This is a genomic window from Thermodesulfovibrio yellowstonii DSM 11347 (assembly GCF_000020985.1).
Classification (GTDB): Bacteria; Nitrospirota; Thermodesulfovibrionia; order Thermodesulfovibrionales; family Thermodesulfovibrionaceae; genus Thermodesulfovibrio; species Thermodesulfovibrio yellowstonii.
The window spans coordinates 954,370-974,987 of record NC_011296.1; the positions used below are offsets into that span (position 1 = coordinate 954,370).

The following is a 20,618-nucleotide window of genomic DNA, read 5'->3' on the forward strand; positions in this document are numbered from 1 at the left end:
CCCCCTTAGTCTATAATTTTAATAATCCCCCTTGTTGCACTGTCAATTATAGGATAAATAATTTCTGGATATATTCCAAAAATTATTAGCAATACAACAAATAATCCAGTACAAAATATCATCAGAAATGGTACTGAACTATTAGAAACTTTACTTTTGTCATTTTTCTGCCAGAATATTGATATAGCAGTTTTTAAAAGAATGACAACACTTAAAAACTCTGAAACAATTAACAATATAGATACTAATAAAAATCCTTCATTTGTAAGCGCCAAAAATATTGTAATTGAACTTAAAAAGCTTGCAAAGAGAGGCATCCCTCCTACTGCTAAGGTTCCTATAAAAAATGATATTGTAATCGCAGGCATTTTGATTATTAATGTTTTTATTTCTTCAATCTTTCTGCTTCCACATGTATAAATTATTGCACCTGTAGCAAAAAATAATGCTCCTTTCATGAGAGTGTGATTGATAAGATGAAATACTCCTCCGAATATTCCTTCATATGTTTTTAAAACTAAAGCCGATGCAATAAATCCCATTTCACTGATACTTACATATGCTATAAGTTTTTTGATATCTTTTTGATTAAATGCAAGAATAGCTCCAAATAACATACTCAATGATGAAAGAGTTATTACCAAAATCTTTATCTCTTCATAGTTAAACGAGAATATTGTTACTGTACGAACCAATCCATAAAATCCGAGTTTTGTTACAGCTCCGGTTAAAAATACTGTAACTGCTGAAGGAGATTCTGCATATGAGTCAGGTAGCCATAGATGGAATGGTATCAAGCCTACTTTTGTAAAAAATCCTATAATAAATAAAAATGCTGACAACAAAGCAATATTTCTGGGTAAGCTTTTAATAACTTCTCCAATATTGGTTATCATTACAGGATTTCCAGCCATATAGAAAAGTAAAATAATCCCCAACAAGCTAAAAAGAATTCCTACATTAATTAAAATAAGATATTTAAATCCTGCTTTCAGTGATTCTTTATTTAAATTAAAGACAATAAGATAAACCGAAAGAATGCTACCGAGTTCAAGTGTAATATACAACCAGAAAAGATTATTCAAACTGAATGTGAGATTCATAAATCCTGTTGAAAGAAGTATAACACTATAGTAAATATGAAAGTTTTCTTTTCTATGGCTGTATGCTTTGGAAATATAAGCTGATGAATATAAAATTACCATTAGAGCAACAAACTCAACCATTAATTGCATAATTATACTGAATCCATCTATATAAAATGTTTGAGTAAGCAACAACGCCTTTTTATCTGATAGATTTAAGGCATTCCAGCATGAAGCTGTAGAGAATATAGCTAAACTTATTGATAAAATTGAAATTAACTCTTTTATAAATCTTTTTTTACCGAAAAGAAAAACTATCAAAGATGCCAAAGAAGGAGCTATGAAACTAAAGAAATATATCAACCATTCAAAGCTCATAGTTGACTCCTTTGAGAGTTTGATTCTTTAAATTTTTTAATCTCTTCTTTAACAAATACTTCATTTAGTCTGATAATAAGATAAACAAAAAATAGTATAGCTATAATGAAATTAAAAGTTAGAGAAATCTCAATAAATTTTGGCATATGTGGAATCATGCTTATTATTAAAAAATGGATGCCGTTTTCAATAATAAAAAAGCTTATTATCATTTTTACAATGTCTCTTTTAGACATAAAGAGACAAAAACCATAAATAAAAAGAGTCAATCCACATGAAAAGCTTGAAATTACATAAGGGAGATAGAATGATTTAAATATTTCAACAAAATGATAACCAACAGAAAGCACAACTATTGATAAAGCTATAGAAAGAGGATGAGATATTGATGGTTTTGTTTCTATTTCAAGTCTATTTTTTAGACATTTAAGTAAAAGAATTGGCATTAAAATGGCTCTTACAACTAAATCTAATATTCCTATGAGATAAAGAGATGATATTTCATTGATGTATCCGATAGTAAAAACTGCAATAACAATAAACAGAGAATGAGGGACAAGACTTAAAACTGAAAATTTTAAATTTTTAGCTTCGCCTGTAAGAAAAGTAAAAAATAAAATTGCGATGTAGATTATTTCCATATTACACTCCTAATAGAGCTAAAAGTATAGATGTTAATGAAAAAAGAGCAAGAGTTAAATTATATTTCAATGCTTGGTCAATCCTGAGTCTTGGATTTAAAGCCTCAATAAGTGTACTTATAAAAATAATTGCTGTGACTTTTACTAATGCAATTAATATATTCAGTAAATCGTTTTCTAAAAAGGGCCAAGGAACAAAAATTTGTGTAAATACAAGGCAGAAAAGAACCTGTCTTGACATGTTTGCCCATTTAACGCACGCATACTTAGGACCACTTAATTCAATTAAAACACCTTCTGCGATTTCCTGTTCAGCTTCAGATATATCAAAAGGAATTTTACCAATCAGTGCCTGAAGTGAAAGAAATACGCATACTGTTGACAAAAGCATTGAAACATTTGGACCATTTGAATAATACCATAAGACTATATCTCCAATTTTAAAAGAACCAGCGTTTATAGCACCTGTTATAAGAGCAATTGCGAGAATTGGTTCAACTGAAAGATGAAGCATCATTTTTCTTGAAGCTCCGATATAAGCAAAGGGATTTTCTGAGGCAGAGGCTGTAATAATTATTGCAATTCCAACAACTGTGATTATATAAATAAAAAGAAATATATCGCCCCAGAAGTTTAATGGTGGAGTTAATTCTGTTATGGGGATTAAAAGAGATGCCATACCGATACTTATAATTGAAAGATATGGTGAAAGTCTGAAAAGCGGATTTATTGTTGACTTTAAATCTTCTTTGCCCATTAATTTGATAATATCGTAGTAAGATTGAAGGGGAGGAGGTCCGATTCTGCTTTGTATTAATGCTCTTACTTTTCTTGTAAATCCATCAAAAAATGGGGATAAAATTAAAACAATTAATATATTCACAATGGATGAAAAAATTACAAATTCAGGATTCATTACCTTCCTCCTGAAAAATAAAAAAGTAAAATAAAAATGAAGATGCTACCAAATATTAGCCATATAATATATTTTTCTGTTATTGAATTATAAATCTGAGCTAAAAATTCAAAAAATTTTGTCAGTTTATCTACAATGGGATAGTAAAGCCATTCATCAACTCGAAGAATTTTTAAAAAGCTTTCTGGTACCGAAAATTTAATTGCTGGAATTCCAACTGGATAAAATCCTTTAAATTGAATCTTTCCTATTTTGAAGCTCACGAGATCTTTAAATGGCTGATAAAAACTATGCCCCTTGTATACCACTTCTTCAGGAGCATGTTCTTTACCGCCATACCATGTTTCTACATCTCTCTTTGGTGCTTTAGCATATCGTTCAAAAGAAAAAATTAAAATAGTCAGAATTATTAAAGGAATCATGATAAAAATAGGAAACCAGGCACCTTGGGAATAATTTTCAACAAAATTGATACCAACTCCTAACATATTACCAACAAATACTGAGGAAAATTTTGGTAATGAACCAGATGAAGCAATTACCGCGTTATAAATAATTTTTAAAGGAATAAAAGGAAATAGCCCTGCTAAAAGGCAAATAAATGCAAGTATTATTTGAGATAAAACCATACTCCATGGTAGATTCCTTTTTTCATCAATTGTACCTTGAAGCTTTCCCATAAAAGCTGAGTTTACAAATTTAAGAAAAGATGCTAAGGTTACGGCAGAGATAAAAACAGAGATAATTCCAAAAACTATAAATGCTCCCCTTATCAAGAAGAATACTTCTGACTGTTTTGCTGACCAGATTGATGATTCAAAAATCAGCAGTTTTGATATAAAACCATTAAAAGGTGGAACTCCCGCTATTGATAAAGAACCAATCAGCGCGGTGATTGCTGTAAGAGGCATTACTTTCATCAATCCTGAGACCTTATTCAGGTCAGTAGTTCCTGTTTTATAAAAAATAGAGCCAGCATTGAGAAACAAGAGACTTTTATAGATAGAATTATTAAAAACATGAAATAATCCTCCAACTAATGCAATAGAAGCAAGAAAAGGATTAATTCTTATAAAATAAAGTCCTACTCCTATCCCAAGGAACATATATCCAACCTGTCCAATGGCATGAAATGACATAAGTCTCTTAGCTTCATCCTGTGTTAGAGCAGCAATTGTTCCCACAAAGATTGAAAAAACTCCGAAAGATGCGATTATAAATCCCCATATTTGAGTATGAAATGAAAAAGGTATTACTGAGCAGAAAAATCTAAAAAGTGCATAAACTGCAAGCTTTGACATTACTCCACCAAAAAAAGAAGAAGCTGATGATGGAGGTTGAGGATATGTATTTGGTAACCAGAATCCAAAAGGAAGAACACCAGCTTTTGTCACAAAAGCTATGAAAATACAGAATAAAATAAAATGAGATAGATAAGGTTGATTTTTTATTATTAATGAAAAACTTTTATTGATTTCTTTAAAAGAAAAATCATTGCTATATGAATAAAGTATTACAGAAGCAAGAATTAAAAAAGCTGTTGTCACATGTGTTGCAATAAAGTATTGAAGTCCTCCTTTAAGTGCTGATTTCTTTTCTCTTTCAAAAATAACAAGAAACCATGAACTTAGTGTCATCAACTCCCAGAACACTATGAAAAAGAGAAAATCTTTTACAGAGACTACTCCAATAGAGGCAATAAAAAGTAGTATTAAAAATGGATAAAATCTTTTTGGCGAGTTCGTTTTATATACATCAAGATATTTCCATGAAAATAAAGATACACAAAAAGAAACCAGAGATATTATCAACAGAAATAAAGCAGAGAGAGAATCAATACTTATAGTAAAAGAAGAGTTCAGTAGTGGTTTAAGTGAAAAGATTTCCTGTTCAATAAATTTGTTTTCAATTATTACATCTAAGGAAAAATAAAAAATACAAAATGAAGAAAAAATCATCATAATTAATGTTATAAATCCAGAAAAATTTTTATTTTTAATAAAAGATGTTAAAACCATCCCTGAGATTAGAGCTAAAAAGGAAACATCAATATATTGCATTTAATATCCTCCTAATAATGCTTTAATAAAAGGATAGCCAATTATAGGAGATACAATGTTCAGAACTAAAAGACATATTAAGCTAAGTTTCATAGATAAAGGGATTTTATCAGCAGCGTTCAATACCTTTTGTGATGCTTCACCGAAAAAGACTTTGTGTCCGACAAAAATATACCAGCAAAAAGCAAGAATGCTTTCAAAAATAGCAATTAAACCAAAGAGATTTGTAGTCACATTTTTAAGCTCAAAAGCTCCCGTAAAAATCATAAATTTACTCCAGAATCCTGAAAAAGGTGGAATCCCAATTATCGCAAACATTCCTGTAAGAAAACATGCCGTAAAAAGAGGAAATCTTTTTGAGACTCCTTGAAGTTCTCTAATACTTTTTGAGCCAGTGGCATAGGCAATTGCACCAACTGAGAGAAAAAGTAATCCTTTAGCAAACCCATGATTTATTATATGAAAAATTCCTCCTATTCCCCCTGTTTTTGAACCATAAATTCCGAGAGATATACCAAAAAGAATATATCCAAGATGACCGATTGTTGAATAAGCAAGCAGTTTTTTTAAGTCATCCTGGAAATAATATAAAATCACTGAAACCATCATTGTTGAAATAGCAATTATTCCTATGACAAAAGCTTCACTTTCTGCCAAAGAAGCATTTGAAAGATAAATTCTTGCCATTAAATAAACTCCTGCCTTAACCATTGCTGCTGCATGAAGATAAGCACTTACAGGTGTTGGTGCAACCATTGCATCTGGTAGCCATGTAAAAAGAGGTATTTGAGCAGATTTTGCTGATGCTGCAAAAAATAAAAGGATAAAAACAAGAGACTTAGTAGATAATGACCCGATTACAGAAAAATCAAATGATTTTGCTTCAGAATACATTAAAGCAAGAGCAATCAAGAAACTAAGTCCTCCAATATGAGTCATTATAAAGGCTTTTAATCCAGAAAAGAGAGCTTTTTGTTCTTTTGTATATGAAATTAATGCCCACGAACAAAGAGTTGTTATTTCCCAAAAGAAAAATAGCTGTAAAAAATTAACTGCTGTAACAATTCCAACCATTGCACCTATAAAAAGAAGCATGAAGAAATAATAATTTCCGAGGGGTTTATAAAATTGATGATCAGCATTTAAAGGAGACATATATCCAGCGGAATATAAAATGACCAAAAAGCCAATTACAATTATAAGAATAAGCAAAATTGATGTTAAAGGGTCACAAATAAGTCCGAAATTTATTTCACTATTTAACCATTTAAAGAGTGAAAAATTGTAATAAATCTTAATTTTTGAAATAGAAATCTCAAAAAAATTGAACAGTCCAAATAAAAGCGTAATTAAAGAAAAAATAGAAGCCATAAATCCAGCTTTATTTTTGCATATGTAAGCAAAAAATGCTCCTATAAATGGTGTAATTAGTGTTAATATAAGAAAATCCATAGATAATCCTTAAACATTTCCTTTTCTTTTACATTCAGCACATATTTTAAGTTTGTTAATCTGCTCTTCACTTTTATCTTGAAGTCTTTCTATTTGTTTATTCAACATATTCAATGAAGTAAACGGCTTGCCACAAACAATGCATTTAACCATTTTTATTTTTATAGTAATCTCAAGATCTTTTTTATTATCAGTTGCAAGTTCATACTCATGGGTAATACAAATTGCTTTTTCAGGACAGGCAGCAGCGCATCTTCCGCAATATATACATCTTCCTGACGAAAACATTACTATTCTTTCATCTTTGTAATTTTCAATAGTTATTAATCTTGAAGGACATGTTCTCACGCAATTGCCACATCCTATGCATTTATTAGGGTCAACCTCAAGCCTTCCTCTTAGATTTTCCGGTGGAGTAACCGGAACAAATGGATAGGGTCTTGTGATTTTTTTATGTCTTGATGATAGTAAAAGTGCTTTTATCTTGCTTTTAAACATTTTTTAATTCCTCTGCTGTATAGACCTTTATAGAATTTGTTTTTAAATCAACAATTTCATATCTTTCAGTGCAGGAAAAACACGGGTCAATGCTTCCAATAATTAAAGGAGCATCAGCTATTGAAGCCCCTTTAAGCATAACTGAGAGAGCCTGATAATTTTGATATGATGGAGCTCTTACGCTCCATCGGTAAGGTCTTCCCTCTGGTCCTGTCATGACATAATGAAAAAGTTGTCCTCTTGGTGCTTCAATATATGAGACTGCCTCTTTCCATGGCTCAATTTTTGAGATTTTTATTGAAGTTGGTCCCTCTGGAATATTCTCAAGAATCTGTCTGATAATATTTATTGAAATTAAAATTTCCTCTAACCTTACGATGGTTCTTGCCCATACATCTCCTGATTTGTTCAAAGGAATTCTAATATTTAACATCGGATAAGCAGCATATGGGAAATTAGTTCTCATATCAATATTTATTCCTGAACCTCTTGCAACAGGACCGCATACACAGTACTTTTTAGCATCATCGTATTTTAAGACCCCTACATTTTTAAATCTTAATTGTATTACCTCATCATCAAGAATAATTTCTCTGAGTTCTCTTACTTCCTTTTCAATTTGAGAGATTACCTTGTCTATATCTTTTAAGTGCTGGTTATGAACATCTATTGTCACTCCTCCAACAATATTTATGCCATAAGTTTTTCTATTTCCTGTAATAATTTCACAGATATACATTACTGGTTCACGAATTCTCCAAGCCTGCATAAAAAGCGTATCAAAACCAACAATATGAGCTGCTAAACCTACCCATAAAAGATGACTATGGAGTCTCTCAAGTTCGAGAAAAAGGCTACGAATAAATTTCGCTCTTAAAGGAATCTCAATACCAGCAGCTTTTTCAACTGCTTGACAGTAAGCACATGAATGAACGAATCCGCAGATACCACAAATTCTTTCTGCAAGAAACGGAATCTGTTGATAATTCAAAACACTCTCAGCAAGTTTTTCAATACCTCTATGCACATAAAAACCTCTGTAGTCAAAATCAGCAATTTCTTCTCCATCCACAATCAATCTAAAGTAAGCGGGTTCTTCAAGTGATGGATAAAATGGTCCAATTGGAATAACTGTTTTACCTTCTTCAGGTTTTTTAAGTGGAGCAGGTTGTTTTGATTCAGGTGGTTTACTGTTGTAAGAAAAATTTTTTCTTAATGGATGAACTTCTTGGGGCCAATTATCTGGTAGAACAAGTCTTCTTGGATCAGGATGACCTTCAAAATTTATACCAAATAAATCATTACATTCTCTCTCAGACCATATAACTGCAGGAATTATTTCGGAGATTGAGGATATTGAAAGTTCTGAGGCTTCCAGAGGAATTTTTACAATAACATTCATGCTGTCATCAATAAGTGAAAAAAAGTAGTTAAGTTCAATTTGATTTTTTTGATTAATGAAATCAATTGCTGTAAGATGAGCAAATCTTGCTCCTTGCATTACAAGCAGTTTTGCAACTTCTTTTATTTGGGAAGGCTTTGAGTATACAATAAGGTTCTCATCTGTCGTTTCAACCTTATCGGTTATATTTACTATAGTTTCCCTGATTTCACTCATAATAAAAGATTATATATAAAAAAGTAAATTAGATTCAAATAATAATTACTAATACTCAAATAATATTTTTTTGCTATAATTTGAATATGTGGAAAAATTATGAGGCTGTTCAATTACTGAAGGTCATTCCGAGCACCCTCAATGGGCGCGAGGAATCTGACCCAAAGGGTCATCCTGAAGCAAAGCCTAAGGATCTCCCATTAAATCGGAATCTGAGGATTCCTTGCAGACCCTTTGCCTGCGGCTCAGGGCTCGCTTCGCTCGGCTCGGAATGACAGAGGGAGGTAATTGAAAAAATTTAGGACTTGTAATTTATTTAATTTCAATAGGTTACAAGTTTTTGAATAGTCTCAAAATTATTCGTAGGAGGAGGTATTATGGAAATAGATGCAAGAGGTCTTGAATGTCCTAAACCCATTATACTTGCTGAGAATGCATTATCAAAAATTGAAGAAGGGGTATTAACTATAATTGTTGACAATGAAGGGTCTTTAGAAAACTTAAAAAAATATGCTACAAGATTCGGATATTACTATGAAGTTGAAAAAAATGAAAATTACTGGAAGCTAAAAATAGTTAAAGGTTATACATGCCAGCTCAATAACATATCTGAAAAAGCAATTAAAAAAAATTTACTTGTTATTATTTCATCAGATGTGATAGGAAAAGACGAAAATCTCGGAAGGATTCTTATGAAAGCCTTTTTTGATACAATGATAGTAACTGGGCAGTTACCTCAAATGATTTTTTTAATGAATACAGCTGTCAAGTTATCAACCATAGATGAAGAATTTATATCCATTCTTAAAAAAGTTGAACAAATGGGAACGGAAATATTTACATGTGGAACATGTCTTAAATATTACAATCTTGAGGATAGTTTAAAAGTTGGATATAGAGGTACAACAAATCATTTTGTTGAAGGAATGTTTGATTTTCACAAAACTGTGTGGATTGGTTAACCATTGTTGAAATAAAAATATAAAACAAAATAAAATTTAAATATGCCTCAACAATTAAATAAAAATTTAAAATTTATAAGAAGAAAAAAGCATGATATTGCTATTTCCAAATATACAAAAATCATAGAAAAAGAACCTGATAATTATCAAGCATATAAAGAAAGAGGAAATGCATACTACAGAAAAAAACTTTATCATCTTGCAATAGCAGACTATACCAAAGCTATAGAGTTAAATCCTGAATATTTTCTTGCATACAATAATCGCGGAATAGTTTATTCTGTTCTTGGACTTTATGAATTAGCTATTGCTGATTATAATAAAGCTATTGAATTAAAACCCCATAATGGTATGCCGTATAACAATAGAGGATTTACTTATTTATTAATGGGTAAGATTGAAGAAGCTGAAAAAGATATAAAGAAATCAGTGGAGCTTAATCCTAATAATATATATGCATTAAATAGCATGGCAGAGCTTTTTGCTATAAAAGGAATGCCTGAGGAAGCTTGTAAGTGGTTAAAAAAAGCAATCACAAAAGGCTATAATAATTGGAAATATCTTAAAACATCAAAAACATATGATTCTATAAGAAACCATCCATGCTTTCAAGCTATTCTTGAAAAAAGTTTTTAATATCTTCCCACACAGAAATATTTAAACCCTAACTGTTTTATTTTCTGCGGATCATAGATATTTCTGAAATCAAAAAAGAGATTACCATTCATAAGATTTTTTATTTTTTCAATATCCAGGTTCCTAAATTGATTCCACTCTGTAACAATTACTAATGCATCAGCATTTTTTGCAACGGAGTAGGGATCGGAACAGTAGATTATATCAGGAAAAATATTTTTAGTATTTTCCATTGCTGCAGGATCATAAACTTTTAGTAATGCTTTTTTGTTTAAAAGAGTGTGAATTATGTATAGTGCTGGAGATTCTCTAATATCATCAGTATTTGGTTTGAATGATAAACCAAGTATACCTACTGTTTTCCCTTGGATATTGTTATCAAATGCATTTATTATTTTTGCAGTTAATCTTTCTTTTTGTCTCTGATTAGCCTCAATTGCAGCCTTAACAATACTGAGTTCAACTCCTTTTTCCTCAGCAATTTTAACAAGTGCCATTGTATCCTTTGGTAAGCATGAACCTCCAAAACCTATACCTGCATGAAGAAATTTAGAACCAATTCTTCCATCAAGTCCCATTGCCTTAGCAACAGTATTTACATTTGCTCCAACTGCTTCACATAATGCTGATATTTCATTGATAAAAGATATCTTAGTGGCGAGAAAACTGTTAGTAGCATATTTTATTAATTCAGATGTTGCTATGTCTGTAATTACAAAGGGAGTTTCAATTAAATATAGGGGTCTATACAGATCTTTCATTATTGCAATTGCCTGTTCACTTTCTGCTCCGATTACAACTCTATTGGGACGCATAAAGTCTTCAACAGCCGAGCCTTCTCTTAAAAACTCAGGATTTGAAACAATATCAAATTCAACAGGTTTTTCAAGATTTTTTTTGATAATTTCTTTTATCATTAATCCTGTTCCAACAGGAACTGTGCTTTTTGTAACAATAACTTTATAACTTTTCATATTTTTTGCGATTTCTTTTGCAACTTCTTCAACATATTCAAGATTTGCAGAGCCATCTCCACGAGGTGGTGTTCCTACAGCAATAAATACTACAAGAGATTCATTAATAGCTTCATCAATACGAGTTGTAAATTTTAATCTATTTTCCTTTAAATTTCTTTTTACAATATCTTCAAGTCCTGGCTCAAAAAATGGGATAATTCCTTTTTTAAGTTTCTTAATTTTTTCATGATCTTTATCTACGCAAGTTACAAAAACTCCGAATTCAGCAAAACATGCACCTGTAACAAGTCCAACATACCCTGTCCCAATTATAGCTATATGCATGAATAATCCCCCTTGTTATATAAATTTTGTATTTAATATTATACCTTATCTATATATTCTGTCTGAAATTACTAAAAAATATTATTTCCCAGAATTGTTGTTCCTTTCTAAATAAAGCATGTCTTTGAATGACTTCTTCAAAATTAGTTTTAAGTTGAAATTGACTTTATAAAAATTTTAATTTAAAATAATTCTAATTTAGAATGATTATTAAACAATAAAGGAGGGATGTAAAAATGGCAACTTTTAAATGTAGTAACTGCGGAACAACGAAAGAGGGGAAATGTAAACCGAAAAAATGTCCAAAATGTGGTAAAACAGGTACAATGGAAAAAGTTTAAAAAATTAAAAATGCATGCCCTATTTGTAAATTTAAAAAACCTGGCTTCTACGCTGTAAAATAAAAAAGCCGTGGCATAAACCACGGCTTTTTTATACGTCCCCAAGGGGATTTGAACCCCTGTTACCGCCTTGAAAGGGCGATGTCCTAGGCCTGGCTAGACGATGGGGACATTAAAATGAGCCGCGTTGGATTCGAACCAACGACACCCGCCTTAAAAGGGCGGTGCTCTGCCTGCTGAGCTAGCGGCCCATTAAATACTTTAATAATCTAAACTTTTAAAGAAATTTTTGTCAAATATCATTAGAGTTTTACATTTTAAATGGGCAGGGACGGAATTGAACCGCCGACACGGGGCTTTTCAGGCCCCTGCTCTACCGACTGAGCTACCTGCCCATTTAAAGCAACGAAGATTATTTAAAAATAATACATTTTGCCCTAAAAAGTCAAATAAATTCCTCTTTCTCGTGGAGAGGGATGGTGGGAATTGAACCCACTGCACGAAATCTTCGTGCATCACTGGTTTTGCAGACCAGGAGAGACACCAGTCTCGCATCCCTCCTGATAACTTTAAAATAAATATTTCCGAAAAGTAAAATAGATTTTTCCTATTAAAACCACATTAGTTTATCAAAATCATATGGGGGAATGTGAATTTTTATAAAACCAATAATTGGAGCGCGATCAATTAAATAACAATTTTTAAAAATCTCTATAAAAAGATATATATTTTCTTCCTGTTTTATATCTATAATTTCAAAAGGCAGTTCTATTTCAAATATTTCATTAAAAACAACACTTTCAATTTCTTTCTTTTTTATCCATATTTCATTTTCTTGAAAAAATACTTCTGCTAATTGAGCTTTTATATTGTCACAAACTATCTTTATTCTCTTGGGTTCAATAATTTGTATGTGTAATTTTAAATCTTCAAAATCTTTAAGCGAAGAAAAAGGGTCAAGCCTAAGAAAAAGACTCTGTCTATTAAATCCGTAATAAAGATATGAAAACAGGCTTTCTGCCCTATGCATGCTTCCACCCATTCTTTGTAAGTTAAACCTTCCTGCCTCAAGCCATTCAAAATAACCTGTTATTTTTCCATCAATTTTTGGATATATAAATCCCTTCGGCTCTATTTCTGGCTTAATCTCTCTCATTTTTTTACTTATAGGAATATAGAGAAAAGATGGAGGTTCTTTGCCAATTTTTAAATATACACTCATTAGATGATGTCTATAAATATCATCAAAAACATCTTTTGTTTCTGTATAATGTTCATCACCATACCACCAGTTCCAATCACTTCCTTCTGAAATGTATATTTCTTCCCATGCCTGAGATGTATTTTTATTAGGATTTTCTTTTTGATAAGAAAGTAGTTCCTGCCTCACTTTATAAAGATAATCCCATGAGAGATTGTCTTCTTCATGTCCTATCCATATTGAAAAATTTGCATTAATCCAAGAGCCAGGGAAAATTTTTTTTAATGTTGTTGCATAAGGATTTTGTCTAAGATAATCTGAAAATGTAATAGTTTTTATATCTTTACTTTTTTGTAGACTTCCGTATAGTTTTTCAAGAAAAATATTTCCATCATTTTCATAATATTCCCAGGCATTTTCTCCATCCAGAATTACAGAAACTATTCCAGAGGTCGTTGAGGAACGAACTCTTTTTAAAAAATCATCTACTGCTTTCTGAGCATCCCAGCTTGAATAAACAAATCCTATTAAATCTGAAAGAATTCTATCTCTAAAAAAAATTTTTACTCCTTCAAATTCATACATCTGATAAAGCATTGAGGGATTAATTAAATTTTCACCAACTCTAAATTTCTCATTTATTGATTTGCTCAAGATTTCTTCATCTGTTGCTATCCATTTAATTCCTGCTTGTGCAATCAATTTTATTATTTCTTCACTTACTGAGCCTTCAGATGGCCACATTCCATAAGGTTTAAAGCCAAATATTTCCTCAAAATAGGAAATGGCTTTATTTATTTGAGTCTGAGCATCTTCAGGTGCTTTGAAATTATACTGAGGTAATAATGCATAAGGCATACATTCTTTTGCTTTATAGTTATCATAAATTAAAGGAAGTATAGGATGATAAAATGGAGATACTGAAAGTTCAATCTGTCCTGATTTAGCCATTTCTTTATAAGATGGAATTATCTGTTTGATAATTTCAATATGTTTGTCAAGAAGGAGTTTTTTTTCTTCTTCTGTGAAATTGGCTTCTTTGTTCTGTAATTCTTTTAGAAAAAAATCTTTTTCTCTATGTAAAGGGTCTATCCATACAAGATTAAAAAGAACTTGAATATCTCTAAATTCCTGAGGTGTAAATTTCTTTGATATTTTTAAAGGATCACCATAAATTTTCCCCCTTTTTTCAAGTAATTCTCTGTATCTTTTAAATGGATATATCATGTTTTTCCAGTTTGCAAGGAAGAAATTTTCAAGAATAAAAACTTTTTGCTCTTCATTGAGTTCTTCTGCAGGAATAATAGTGTGTTCAAAGAATATGTCAGTTGCTCCATTTTCATACTCTTTAAGTTGTTTTAATAAAGAAGGCACTAAATTAAAGGTAATCTTTAATTCAGGAAATTTTTTTAAAATAAGAAGCATATCAAGATAATCTTTTGTTGCATGAAGCCTTACCCATGGAAGCATAAATTTATTCTTCAATGGGTCATAATAGTATGGTTGATGCATATGCCAGAGAATTGCTAAATTAATGCTCATTTTTCTTCTTTTTGGAATTGAAAAACCATTTCTCCCGGCTTTACAAGCCCAAAATTTTCTCTGGCATATTTTTCTAAATAAGAACGATCATTTTTTAAAAGTTCTATTTCATTTTTAAGAAGCTTATTTTCTGTTGAAATTTCATTAATTTCTTTCAGAATTTTCTGTTCATTCTTTTTTAATTGTCTATATTTTAAATAGCCCATATCTCCAAAGAAAAAACTATAACCAAGAAAGAGAATAATCAATAAAAACAGGAAAAAGAATATTTTATCTTTTTTCTTTCTCTCTCTTAAAAGTTGTTCCTTAAGAGAATATTTTTTCATCTTAAAAGCCAAGATTATAAAAAGCTGAAAGCCCCTTGAACTGAGCTACATCATTTAGCTCTTCTTCTATCTGTAGAAGCCTATTATATTTAGCAATTCTCTCACCCCTTGAAAGAGAACCTGTTTTTATGAAGCCTGTATTACATGACACTGAAAGGTCTGCTATTATTGTATCTTCTGTTTCACCAGAACGGTGGGACACAACCGCGGTGTATTTATTATTCTTTGTAAGTTCAATGGCTTCCAGAGTTTCAGAAACTGTTCCAATCTGATTAAGTTTAATAAGGATTGAGTTTGCAATTCCTCTTTTCATTGCTTCTTTAATTATTTTGGGATTTGTAACAACAAGATCATCTGCCACAATTTGAATTTTATTTTTAAGTCTCTGACTTATTAATTCCCATCCTTCCCAGTCTGCCTCACTCATTCCATCTTCTATTGAAATTATTGGATATTTATCAACCAGAGCTTCATAATAATCAACCATGTCTTTTGAATCAATCTTTTTACCTTCAACAGTATAAAATCCTTCAGCAAAAAATTCTGATGCAGCAGGATCTAAAGCTATATAAATATCTTTTCCAGGTTCATATCCAGCCTCTTTTATTGCATCAATAATTAGTTTAATTGCATCTTCATTTTTTTCAAGCATTGGAGAAAATCCGCCTTCGTCACCAACTGCTGTGTTTAGTCTTTTCTTTTTGAGAATTCCCTTTAAACTATGGAAAACTTCAACCCCTGCTCTTAGGGCTTGAGAAAACTTTACAAAACCAGCAGGAACAATCATGAACTCCTGAATATCAAGATTGTTATCTGCATGAATTCCGCCATTTATTATATTCATCATTGGAACAGGTAAAACCTTTGCATTAGTACCACCGAGATATCTATAAAGTGGAAGTCCAACTTCTTCTGCAGAAGCTTTGCAAACAGCCATTGATACTGCTAAAATCGCATTTGCACCGAGTTTACTTTTATTTTCTGTCCCGTCAAGTTCTATAAGAAATCTGTCAATGCCTTCTTGATCAAGAGATTCCATACCAATGATATTTGGTGCAATTTCATTTATTATGTTGTCAATAGCCTTTTGCACTCCCTTACCAAAATATCTCTTTTTATCACCATCTCTTAACTCAAGAGCCTCTCTTGTTCCTGTAGAGGCTCCTGAGGGTACGGTAGCTCTTCCCATAACTCCGCTATCAAGGTAGATATCTACCTGAACTGTTGGATTTCCTCTTGAGTCAAGTACCTCTCTTGCGATTATATCAATAATTTCTCCCATAATAAAACCTCCTTTTAGATAAAGTTTAACTATAATATCTCAAAATGGCAAATTCAATCAACGCAGTAAAGAATAGAATTACACACCCTGGAATAATTTTTTTATAAATTCCCAACATATCTGCTTTGAAATACTCTCTTGTAAGGATTAAACAAAGATGAAGTGGAGAAATAAGAACACCTACATATCCTGAAACAAAGGCAATAGAGATTTCATAAGCCAATGTTTCTTTTAAATGTAAAAGCAGAGGGAAAGTGCTTCCTACAAATCCTACACTTATTCCTGTAATAAGTCCAATAAATAAAGGGAGTGTTATAAAAATAACTAAGTAAGGAATCCCCGATTGTGTAATTGTTTTAGCTATCCCATCTACAGCACCTGAAATTTGAAGCATTTCTTTAAAAATAATTACTCCAGCTACAAGGATAAAAACATCTGATGTAAAACCATATCTTATGATTGATAAAATTTCTCTAAGGTTCTTTTTATGATATAAGCATACTATTAGAATATTTATAATAAGAGCGATGTAAAGTTCAATTTTAAAGATTATTACAGTCAAAAGAACAAGCAATATTGGTGTAAAGCTGAATAAATTTTTCATATGATTTTTGGTTTTATCAAATTTTTGTTCATTTTTTAAATTATGCATACTTAAAATAAAACCTGTAATGAAGAGTATTAAGGCAATAGGAAGATTTAATAATATTAGTTTTCTTAAAGAAACACCACAGATTGCTGATGCAAGAATTATCCCAGGATAAAGTGGTAAAATAAGTTCCCATGGATGTCTATACCAGTAGTTTATAAATGCTTTTTCCTCTTTTGATATATTTAGATTTCGCGTAGCTGAATCAACCATTGGTGCTGAAAGATATGCTCCACCAAGAGAAGGTAACATACCAATTATCAAAGGCATTGATACTATTGAAAGCTTTTTATTATTAAGCATTGACTGAGAGGTTTCTGTCATTTTCTGCATTAATTCTGTTTTTCTTAGAGCATACTCAAAAGATTTAATTAAAGTAAGAGATAAAAAAAGATTTATTGAGGTATGTGAACTAATACTTTTTAAAAGCGTTAATGATAAATTTTGAAAATCAAACCGATAAAAAATCAAGAATATTACAGAACTTGCAAAAAGAGCATATCCCACATTTACTTTTTTACGAAGTAAAAATAGGATAAAAATAAAGATAAAACAAACTTTGACAATATCAATCATTTTATTTTGTGAATTGCTTCACCAGATATGTCTTTAATTGCTTCTCCTATACACTCAGAAAGAGTAGGATGGGAATGAATTAATTCTTTTAAATCATTTATCTTTATCTTAAATTTTACAGCCATTGCAAGTTCATGGATAAGTTCAGAAGCATCTGCACCAACTACATGAGCACCAACTATAATGTCAGAGTCTTTATCTGCAATTACTTTTATAAAGCCTTCAATCTCTCCAACTACGTGAGCTTTGCCAATCGCTCTAAAAGGAAAAATTCCTTTTTTAACGTTAAATCCTTTCTGTATAGCATCAGCTTCTTTTAATCCAACTGAGGCAACTTCAGTTACTGTAAAAATTGTTGAAGGGATAACAGTATAATCCATCTTTTTGTTATCTCCCATGGCATTTTTTGCTGCTATTTCTCCTTCTTTGTAGGCAACATGAGCAAGTAACCAATTTCCTATAACATCACCTGCTGCAAAGATATTTTCAATATTTGTTTGCATTCTTTCATTTACAATAATTTCTTTTTTATTGCCAAGCTTGATTTCAGAAGTTTTAATACAGTCAGTATTGAAAGCTCTGCCAACAGATACAAGAACAATCTCAGATGTTAATATTTTTTCATTTGAAAGAGTTATCTGAACTGAATTATCAAAAATTTTTAAGTCCTGTATTCTGACTCCGGTATAAAACTGTATTTTTCTTTTTTTGAAAAGTTTTTCTACTTCTTTTGAGATATCTTCCTCTTCCATTGGTAAAATTTTGGGCATTAATTCTATTAAAGTTACTTTACTTCCTAAAAGATGGAATATCCATGCGAACTCACATCCAATAGCTCCTGCTCCAATAATTGTAATTGATTCAGGTATTTTTTTTAGATTCCATAAGTCATCGCTTGAAAGAATTTTTTTACCATCAAAACTAAGCATTGGAAGTTTAGCAGGTTTTGAACCTGTAGCAATGATTATTCTATCAGCCTGAATTTTTTCTGAAGTTTCTTTTAAAAATACTGTTTGTGGATTAATCAATTCTGCTTCTGATTTAATAATTTTTACCCCCGAATGTTTTAAAAGCATCAGTAGTCCCTTTTTTTGAGTATCTACCACATTATCTTTTTTTTGCATCAAAGTTTGTAAATCAACTGAAATGTTGGGATAATTTATCTCATTAATGATTTTTTGATTTTTAATCTTTTCCAGTAATCCAAGAGAATGAATTATTGTTTTTGTAGGAATGCATCCTTTATTAAGACAGGTGCCACCAAGTTCTTCTCGTTCAATTAATAATACCTCTGCACCTAATCTTTTCAAGGAAAGAGCAGCAACGTAACCCGCAGGACCCCCACCAATTACAACTGCTTTCATTCTCTTTCTTCTTCAAGGTAACTTTCATAATCCTCATAATCCATTAAGTCTTCTAATTCACGAGGATTATCCATCTCAATCACAGCAATCCAGCCTTTTCCATAGGGGTCTTCATTAATAATCTCTGGGTGGTCAATTAATTCTTCGTTGATTTCAACAATTGTGCCACTAACAGGAGCTATTACAGGTGAGGAAGTTTTTGTTGACTCAATTTCTGCCATTTCTGTATCTGCTTCAACATGGTTATCAATCTCAGGCAGTTCAATATAAATAATATCTCCAAGAGATTCCTGGGCGTAATCAGAGATTCCAACTTTTACTTTTTTAGTTTTACCTGAGATTTTTACCCAGGTATGCTCTTTGTGAAATTTGTAATTTTCTAAACTCATTTTTCCTCCATTTTTAAAAAGTTTTTCATTTTGATTATTTAATTTGATAGAAAACAATTTGTCAAGTAAAAAACAAAAATTATTGTTTTTTCTCAAATAAATTTTTATTTTTTGAGGATTTATTTTATTCTTTGTATCCTTGCACCAAGTTGAATAAGTTTTTTATCAAGTTCTTCATATCCGCGGTCAAGATGGTAAATTCTATCAATCAGTGTTTCTTCTTCAGCAATTAATCCAGCAATTACAAGGGATGCTGATGCTCTTAAATCAGTTGCCATAACTGGTGCGCCTTTTAATTTTTTTACTCCTCTAATAGTAGCAGTATTTCCTTCTACTGTTATATCTGCTCCCATTCTTCTAAGTTCAGCTACATGCATAAATCTGTTTTCAAAAATTGTTTCTTTTATTACACTTGTTCCATTTGCTACAGTCATCATTGCCATAAATTGTGCCTGCATATCTGTTGGAAATCCAGGATAGGGCATTGTTTTTATATCAACTGCTTGAAGTCTCTTAGGACCGATAACCCTTATTCCGTTTTCTATTTCTTTAAAACTTATTCCTGCATCCTTCATTTTTAAAATTATAGCATCAATATGGTCAATTCTGCACCCTTTTAAACTTATATCACCCCCACATGCACCAGCAATTGCTATAAATGTCCCTGTTTCTATCCTATCAGGTATAATTTCATATTCTTGAGGAGGCTTAAGTTCATCTACTCCTTCTACTTTAATAATACTTGTTCCAGCACCTTCAATTTTTGCGCCCATCAATATTAAATAATTTGCAAGGTCAACAATTTCAGGTTCTTTTGCAGCATTTTCAATAATTGTAGTTCCCTTTGCTAAGGTTGCAGCCATCATTAAATTTTCCGTTCCTGTTACAGTTGGAATATCAAAATATATTTTAGTTCCCATAAGTCGTGAAGCTTTTGCAATTATATAACCTTCCTGAAGAGATATTTTAGCGCCCATTTTTTGAAGTCCGTTAATATGAAGATTTACAGGTCTTGCACCAATAGCACACCCACCTGGCAAAGATACTTTTGCTCTACCAAATCTTGCTACAAGTGGACCAAGCACTAAAATTGATGCTCGCATTGTTTTAACAAGGTCATATGATGCTTCAAATTTATTTATCTTTATAGTATTGATTTTGCATAATTCATTAAATTCAACTATGCCTCCCATTCTTTTTATAAGTTCAGTCATTGTAAAAACATCTCTTAATTTTGGAATTCTTTTAAAGATATGCACCCCTTGAGCCAGGAGAGTAGATGCCATAATTGGAAGGGCTGCATTTTTAGCTCCGCTTATTGTAACTTCACCTTTTAAGGGTAATCCTCCAAAAATAAGTAGCTTATCCATGTTAAATATATTAAACTAAAATAAGAGGATA

The 20,618-nt window shown here is 31.3% G+C and carries 18 protein-coding genes and 4 tRNA genes; 3 read left to right on the forward strand and 19 right to left on the reverse strand.

Translation table 11 applies throughout. The annotated features are described in order from the left end of the window. Positions 1–5: 5 nt before the first annotated feature. From THEYE_RS04900 to THEYE_RS04930, 7 genes are read right to left on the reverse strand one after another with little or no spacing between them, the layout of a single operon-like run. The gene (locus tag THEYE_RS04900; RefSeq protein WP_012545435.1) at positions 6–1,463 is read right to left on the reverse strand and encodes a complex I subunit 5 family protein; all 1,458 of its coding nucleotides are present in this window, start codon (positions 1,461–1,463) and stop codon (positions 6–8) included. Next, positions 1,460–2,104 carry a hypothetical protein gene (locus tag THEYE_RS04905; RefSeq protein ID WP_012546771.1) on the reverse strand — a complete coding sequence of 215 codons (645 nt, stop codon included), beginning with the start codon at positions 2,102–2,104 and terminating at the stop codon, positions 1,460–1,462. Before THEYE_RS04905 ends, THEYE_RS04900 begins: the two co-directional genes overlap by 4 nt. A gap of 1 nt (position 2,105) precedes the next feature. Then, positions 2,106–3,020: a respiratory chain complex I subunit 1 family protein gene (locus THEYE_RS04910; protein WP_012545098.1), complete on the reverse strand. Its 915-nt coding sequence runs from the start codon at positions 3,018–3,020 to the stop codon at positions 2,106–2,108. Continuing rightward, positions 3,020–5,080: a complex I subunit 5 family protein gene (locus THEYE_RS04915; RefSeq protein ID WP_012545958.1), complete on the reverse strand. Its 2,061-nt coding sequence runs from the start codon at positions 5,078–5,080 to the stop codon at positions 3,020–3,022. The genes THEYE_RS04910 and THEYE_RS04915 overlap by 1 nt, the downstream gene beginning before the upstream one ends. Continuing rightward, a complete protein-coding gene (locus tag THEYE_RS04920) occupies positions 5,081–6,532 on the reverse strand; it encodes a hydrogenase 4 subunit D (RefSeq protein WP_012545947.1) in 1,452 nt (483 codons plus the stop codon). 9 nt (positions 6,533–6,541) lie between these two features. Continuing rightward, positions 6,542–7,030: a 4Fe-4S dicluster domain-containing protein gene (locus THEYE_RS04925; protein WP_012546832.1), complete on the reverse strand. Its 489-nt coding sequence runs from the start codon at positions 7,028–7,030 to the stop codon at positions 6,542–6,544. After that, complete coding sequence (locus THEYE_RS04930) at positions 7,023–8,648, reverse strand: NADH-quinone oxidoreductase subunit D-related protein (RefSeq protein ID WP_012545774.1); 1,626 nt, start codon at positions 8,646–8,648, stop codon at positions 7,023–7,025. Before THEYE_RS04930 ends, THEYE_RS04925 begins: the two co-directional genes overlap by 8 nt. A 377-nt stretch (positions 8,649–9,025) precedes the next feature. Between THEYE_RS04930 and yedF the strand changes: the two genes are divergently transcribed. Beyond that, positions 9,026–9,610, forward strand: coding sequence for a sulfurtransferase-like selenium metabolism protein YedF (gene yedF / locus THEYE_RS04935; RefSeq protein ID WP_012546665.1), 585 nt, complete (start codon positions 9,026–9,028; stop codon positions 9,608–9,610). A 42-nt stretch (positions 9,611–9,652) separates the two neighbouring features. Then, entirely contained in the window at positions 9,653–10,246 is a 594-nt protein-coding gene (locus THEYE_RS04940; RefSeq protein ID WP_012546473.1) for a tetratricopeptide repeat protein, read from the forward strand. Here THEYE_RS04940 and THEYE_RS04945 read toward each other — a convergent pair. Beyond that, positions 10,243–11,547, reverse strand: a complete 1,305-nt coding sequence (locus THEYE_RS04945) for a UDP-glucose dehydrogenase family protein (RefSeq protein ID WP_012545232.1) — start codon at positions 11,545–11,547, stop codon at positions 10,243–10,245. The genes THEYE_RS04940 and THEYE_RS04945 overlap by 4 nt on opposite strands. Before the next feature lie 236 nt (positions 11,548–11,783). Here THEYE_RS04945 and THEYE_RS10630 point away from each other — a divergent pair, with 236 nt between their 5' ends. After that, positions 11,784–11,888, forward strand: a complete 105-nt coding sequence (locus tag THEYE_RS10630; protein ID WP_028842779.1) for an RCKP-type rubredoxin-like domain-containing protein — start codon at positions 11,784–11,786, stop codon at positions 11,886–11,888. A gap of 96 nt (positions 11,889–11,984) precedes the next feature. Here the strand turns inward: THEYE_RS10630 and THEYE_RS04955 are convergent. The 11 genes from THEYE_RS04955 to murA all read right to left on the reverse strand — a co-directional run bounded on the left by THEYE_RS04955 (position 11,985) and on the right by murA (position 20,587). After that, positions 11,985–12,059: transfer RNA gene (locus tag THEYE_RS04955), tRNA-Glu, on the reverse strand. A gap of 7 nt (positions 12,060–12,066) precedes the next feature. Beyond that, positions 12,067–12,139 (reverse strand) — tRNA-Lys (locus THEYE_RS04960). Positions 12,140–12,210: 71 nt separating this feature from the next. Next, positions 12,211–12,283 (reverse strand) — tRNA-Phe (locus THEYE_RS04965). 72 nt (positions 12,284–12,355) lie between these two features. Next, positions 12,356–12,448, reverse strand: a tRNA-OTHER gene (locus THEYE_RS04970). A gap of 50 nt (positions 12,449–12,498) precedes the next feature. Next, complete coding sequence (locus THEYE_RS04975; protein WP_012545008.1) at positions 12,499–14,631, reverse strand: glycoside hydrolase family 57 protein; 2,133 nt, start codon at positions 14,629–14,631, stop codon at positions 12,499–12,501. Next, positions 14,628–14,957, reverse strand: coding sequence for an FtsB family cell division protein (locus THEYE_RS04980; protein ID WP_012546062.1), 330 nt, complete (start codon positions 14,955–14,957; stop codon positions 14,628–14,630). The genes THEYE_RS04975 and THEYE_RS04980 overlap by 4 nt, the downstream gene beginning before the upstream one ends. A 1-nt stretch (position 14,958) precedes the next feature. Next, positions 14,959–16,239 (reverse strand): phosphopyruvate hydratase, encoded by a 1,281-nt coding sequence (eno, locus tag THEYE_RS04985; protein ID WP_012546738.1) that lies wholly within the window; start codon positions 16,237–16,239, stop codon positions 14,959–14,961. 25 nt (positions 16,240–16,264) lie between these two features. After that, on the reverse strand, positions 16,265–17,464 hold the full coding sequence (locus tag THEYE_RS04990; RefSeq protein ID WP_012545901.1) for a DUF401 family protein: 1,200 nt from the start codon (positions 17,462–17,464) through the stop codon (positions 16,265–16,267). Next, positions 17,461–18,828, reverse strand: a complete 1,368-nt coding sequence (gene lpdA / locus THEYE_RS04995; RefSeq protein WP_012545965.1) for a dihydrolipoyl dehydrogenase — start codon at positions 18,826–18,828, stop codon at positions 17,461–17,463. The genes THEYE_RS04990 and lpdA overlap by 4 nt, the downstream gene beginning before the upstream one ends. Further along, entirely contained in the window at positions 18,825–19,217 is a 393-nt protein-coding gene (gene gcvH / locus THEYE_RS05000) for a glycine cleavage system protein GcvH (protein WP_012545115.1), read from the reverse strand. Before gcvH ends, lpdA begins: the two co-directional genes overlap by 4 nt. Positions 19,218–19,336: 119 nt before the next feature. Further along, the gene (gene murA, locus THEYE_RS05005) at positions 19,337–20,587 is read right to left on the reverse strand and encodes a UDP-N-acetylglucosamine 1-carboxyvinyltransferase (RefSeq protein ID WP_012546097.1); all 1,251 of its coding nucleotides are present in this window, start codon (positions 20,585–20,587) and stop codon (positions 19,337–19,339) included. Positions 20,588–20,618 lie beyond the last annotated feature (31 nt).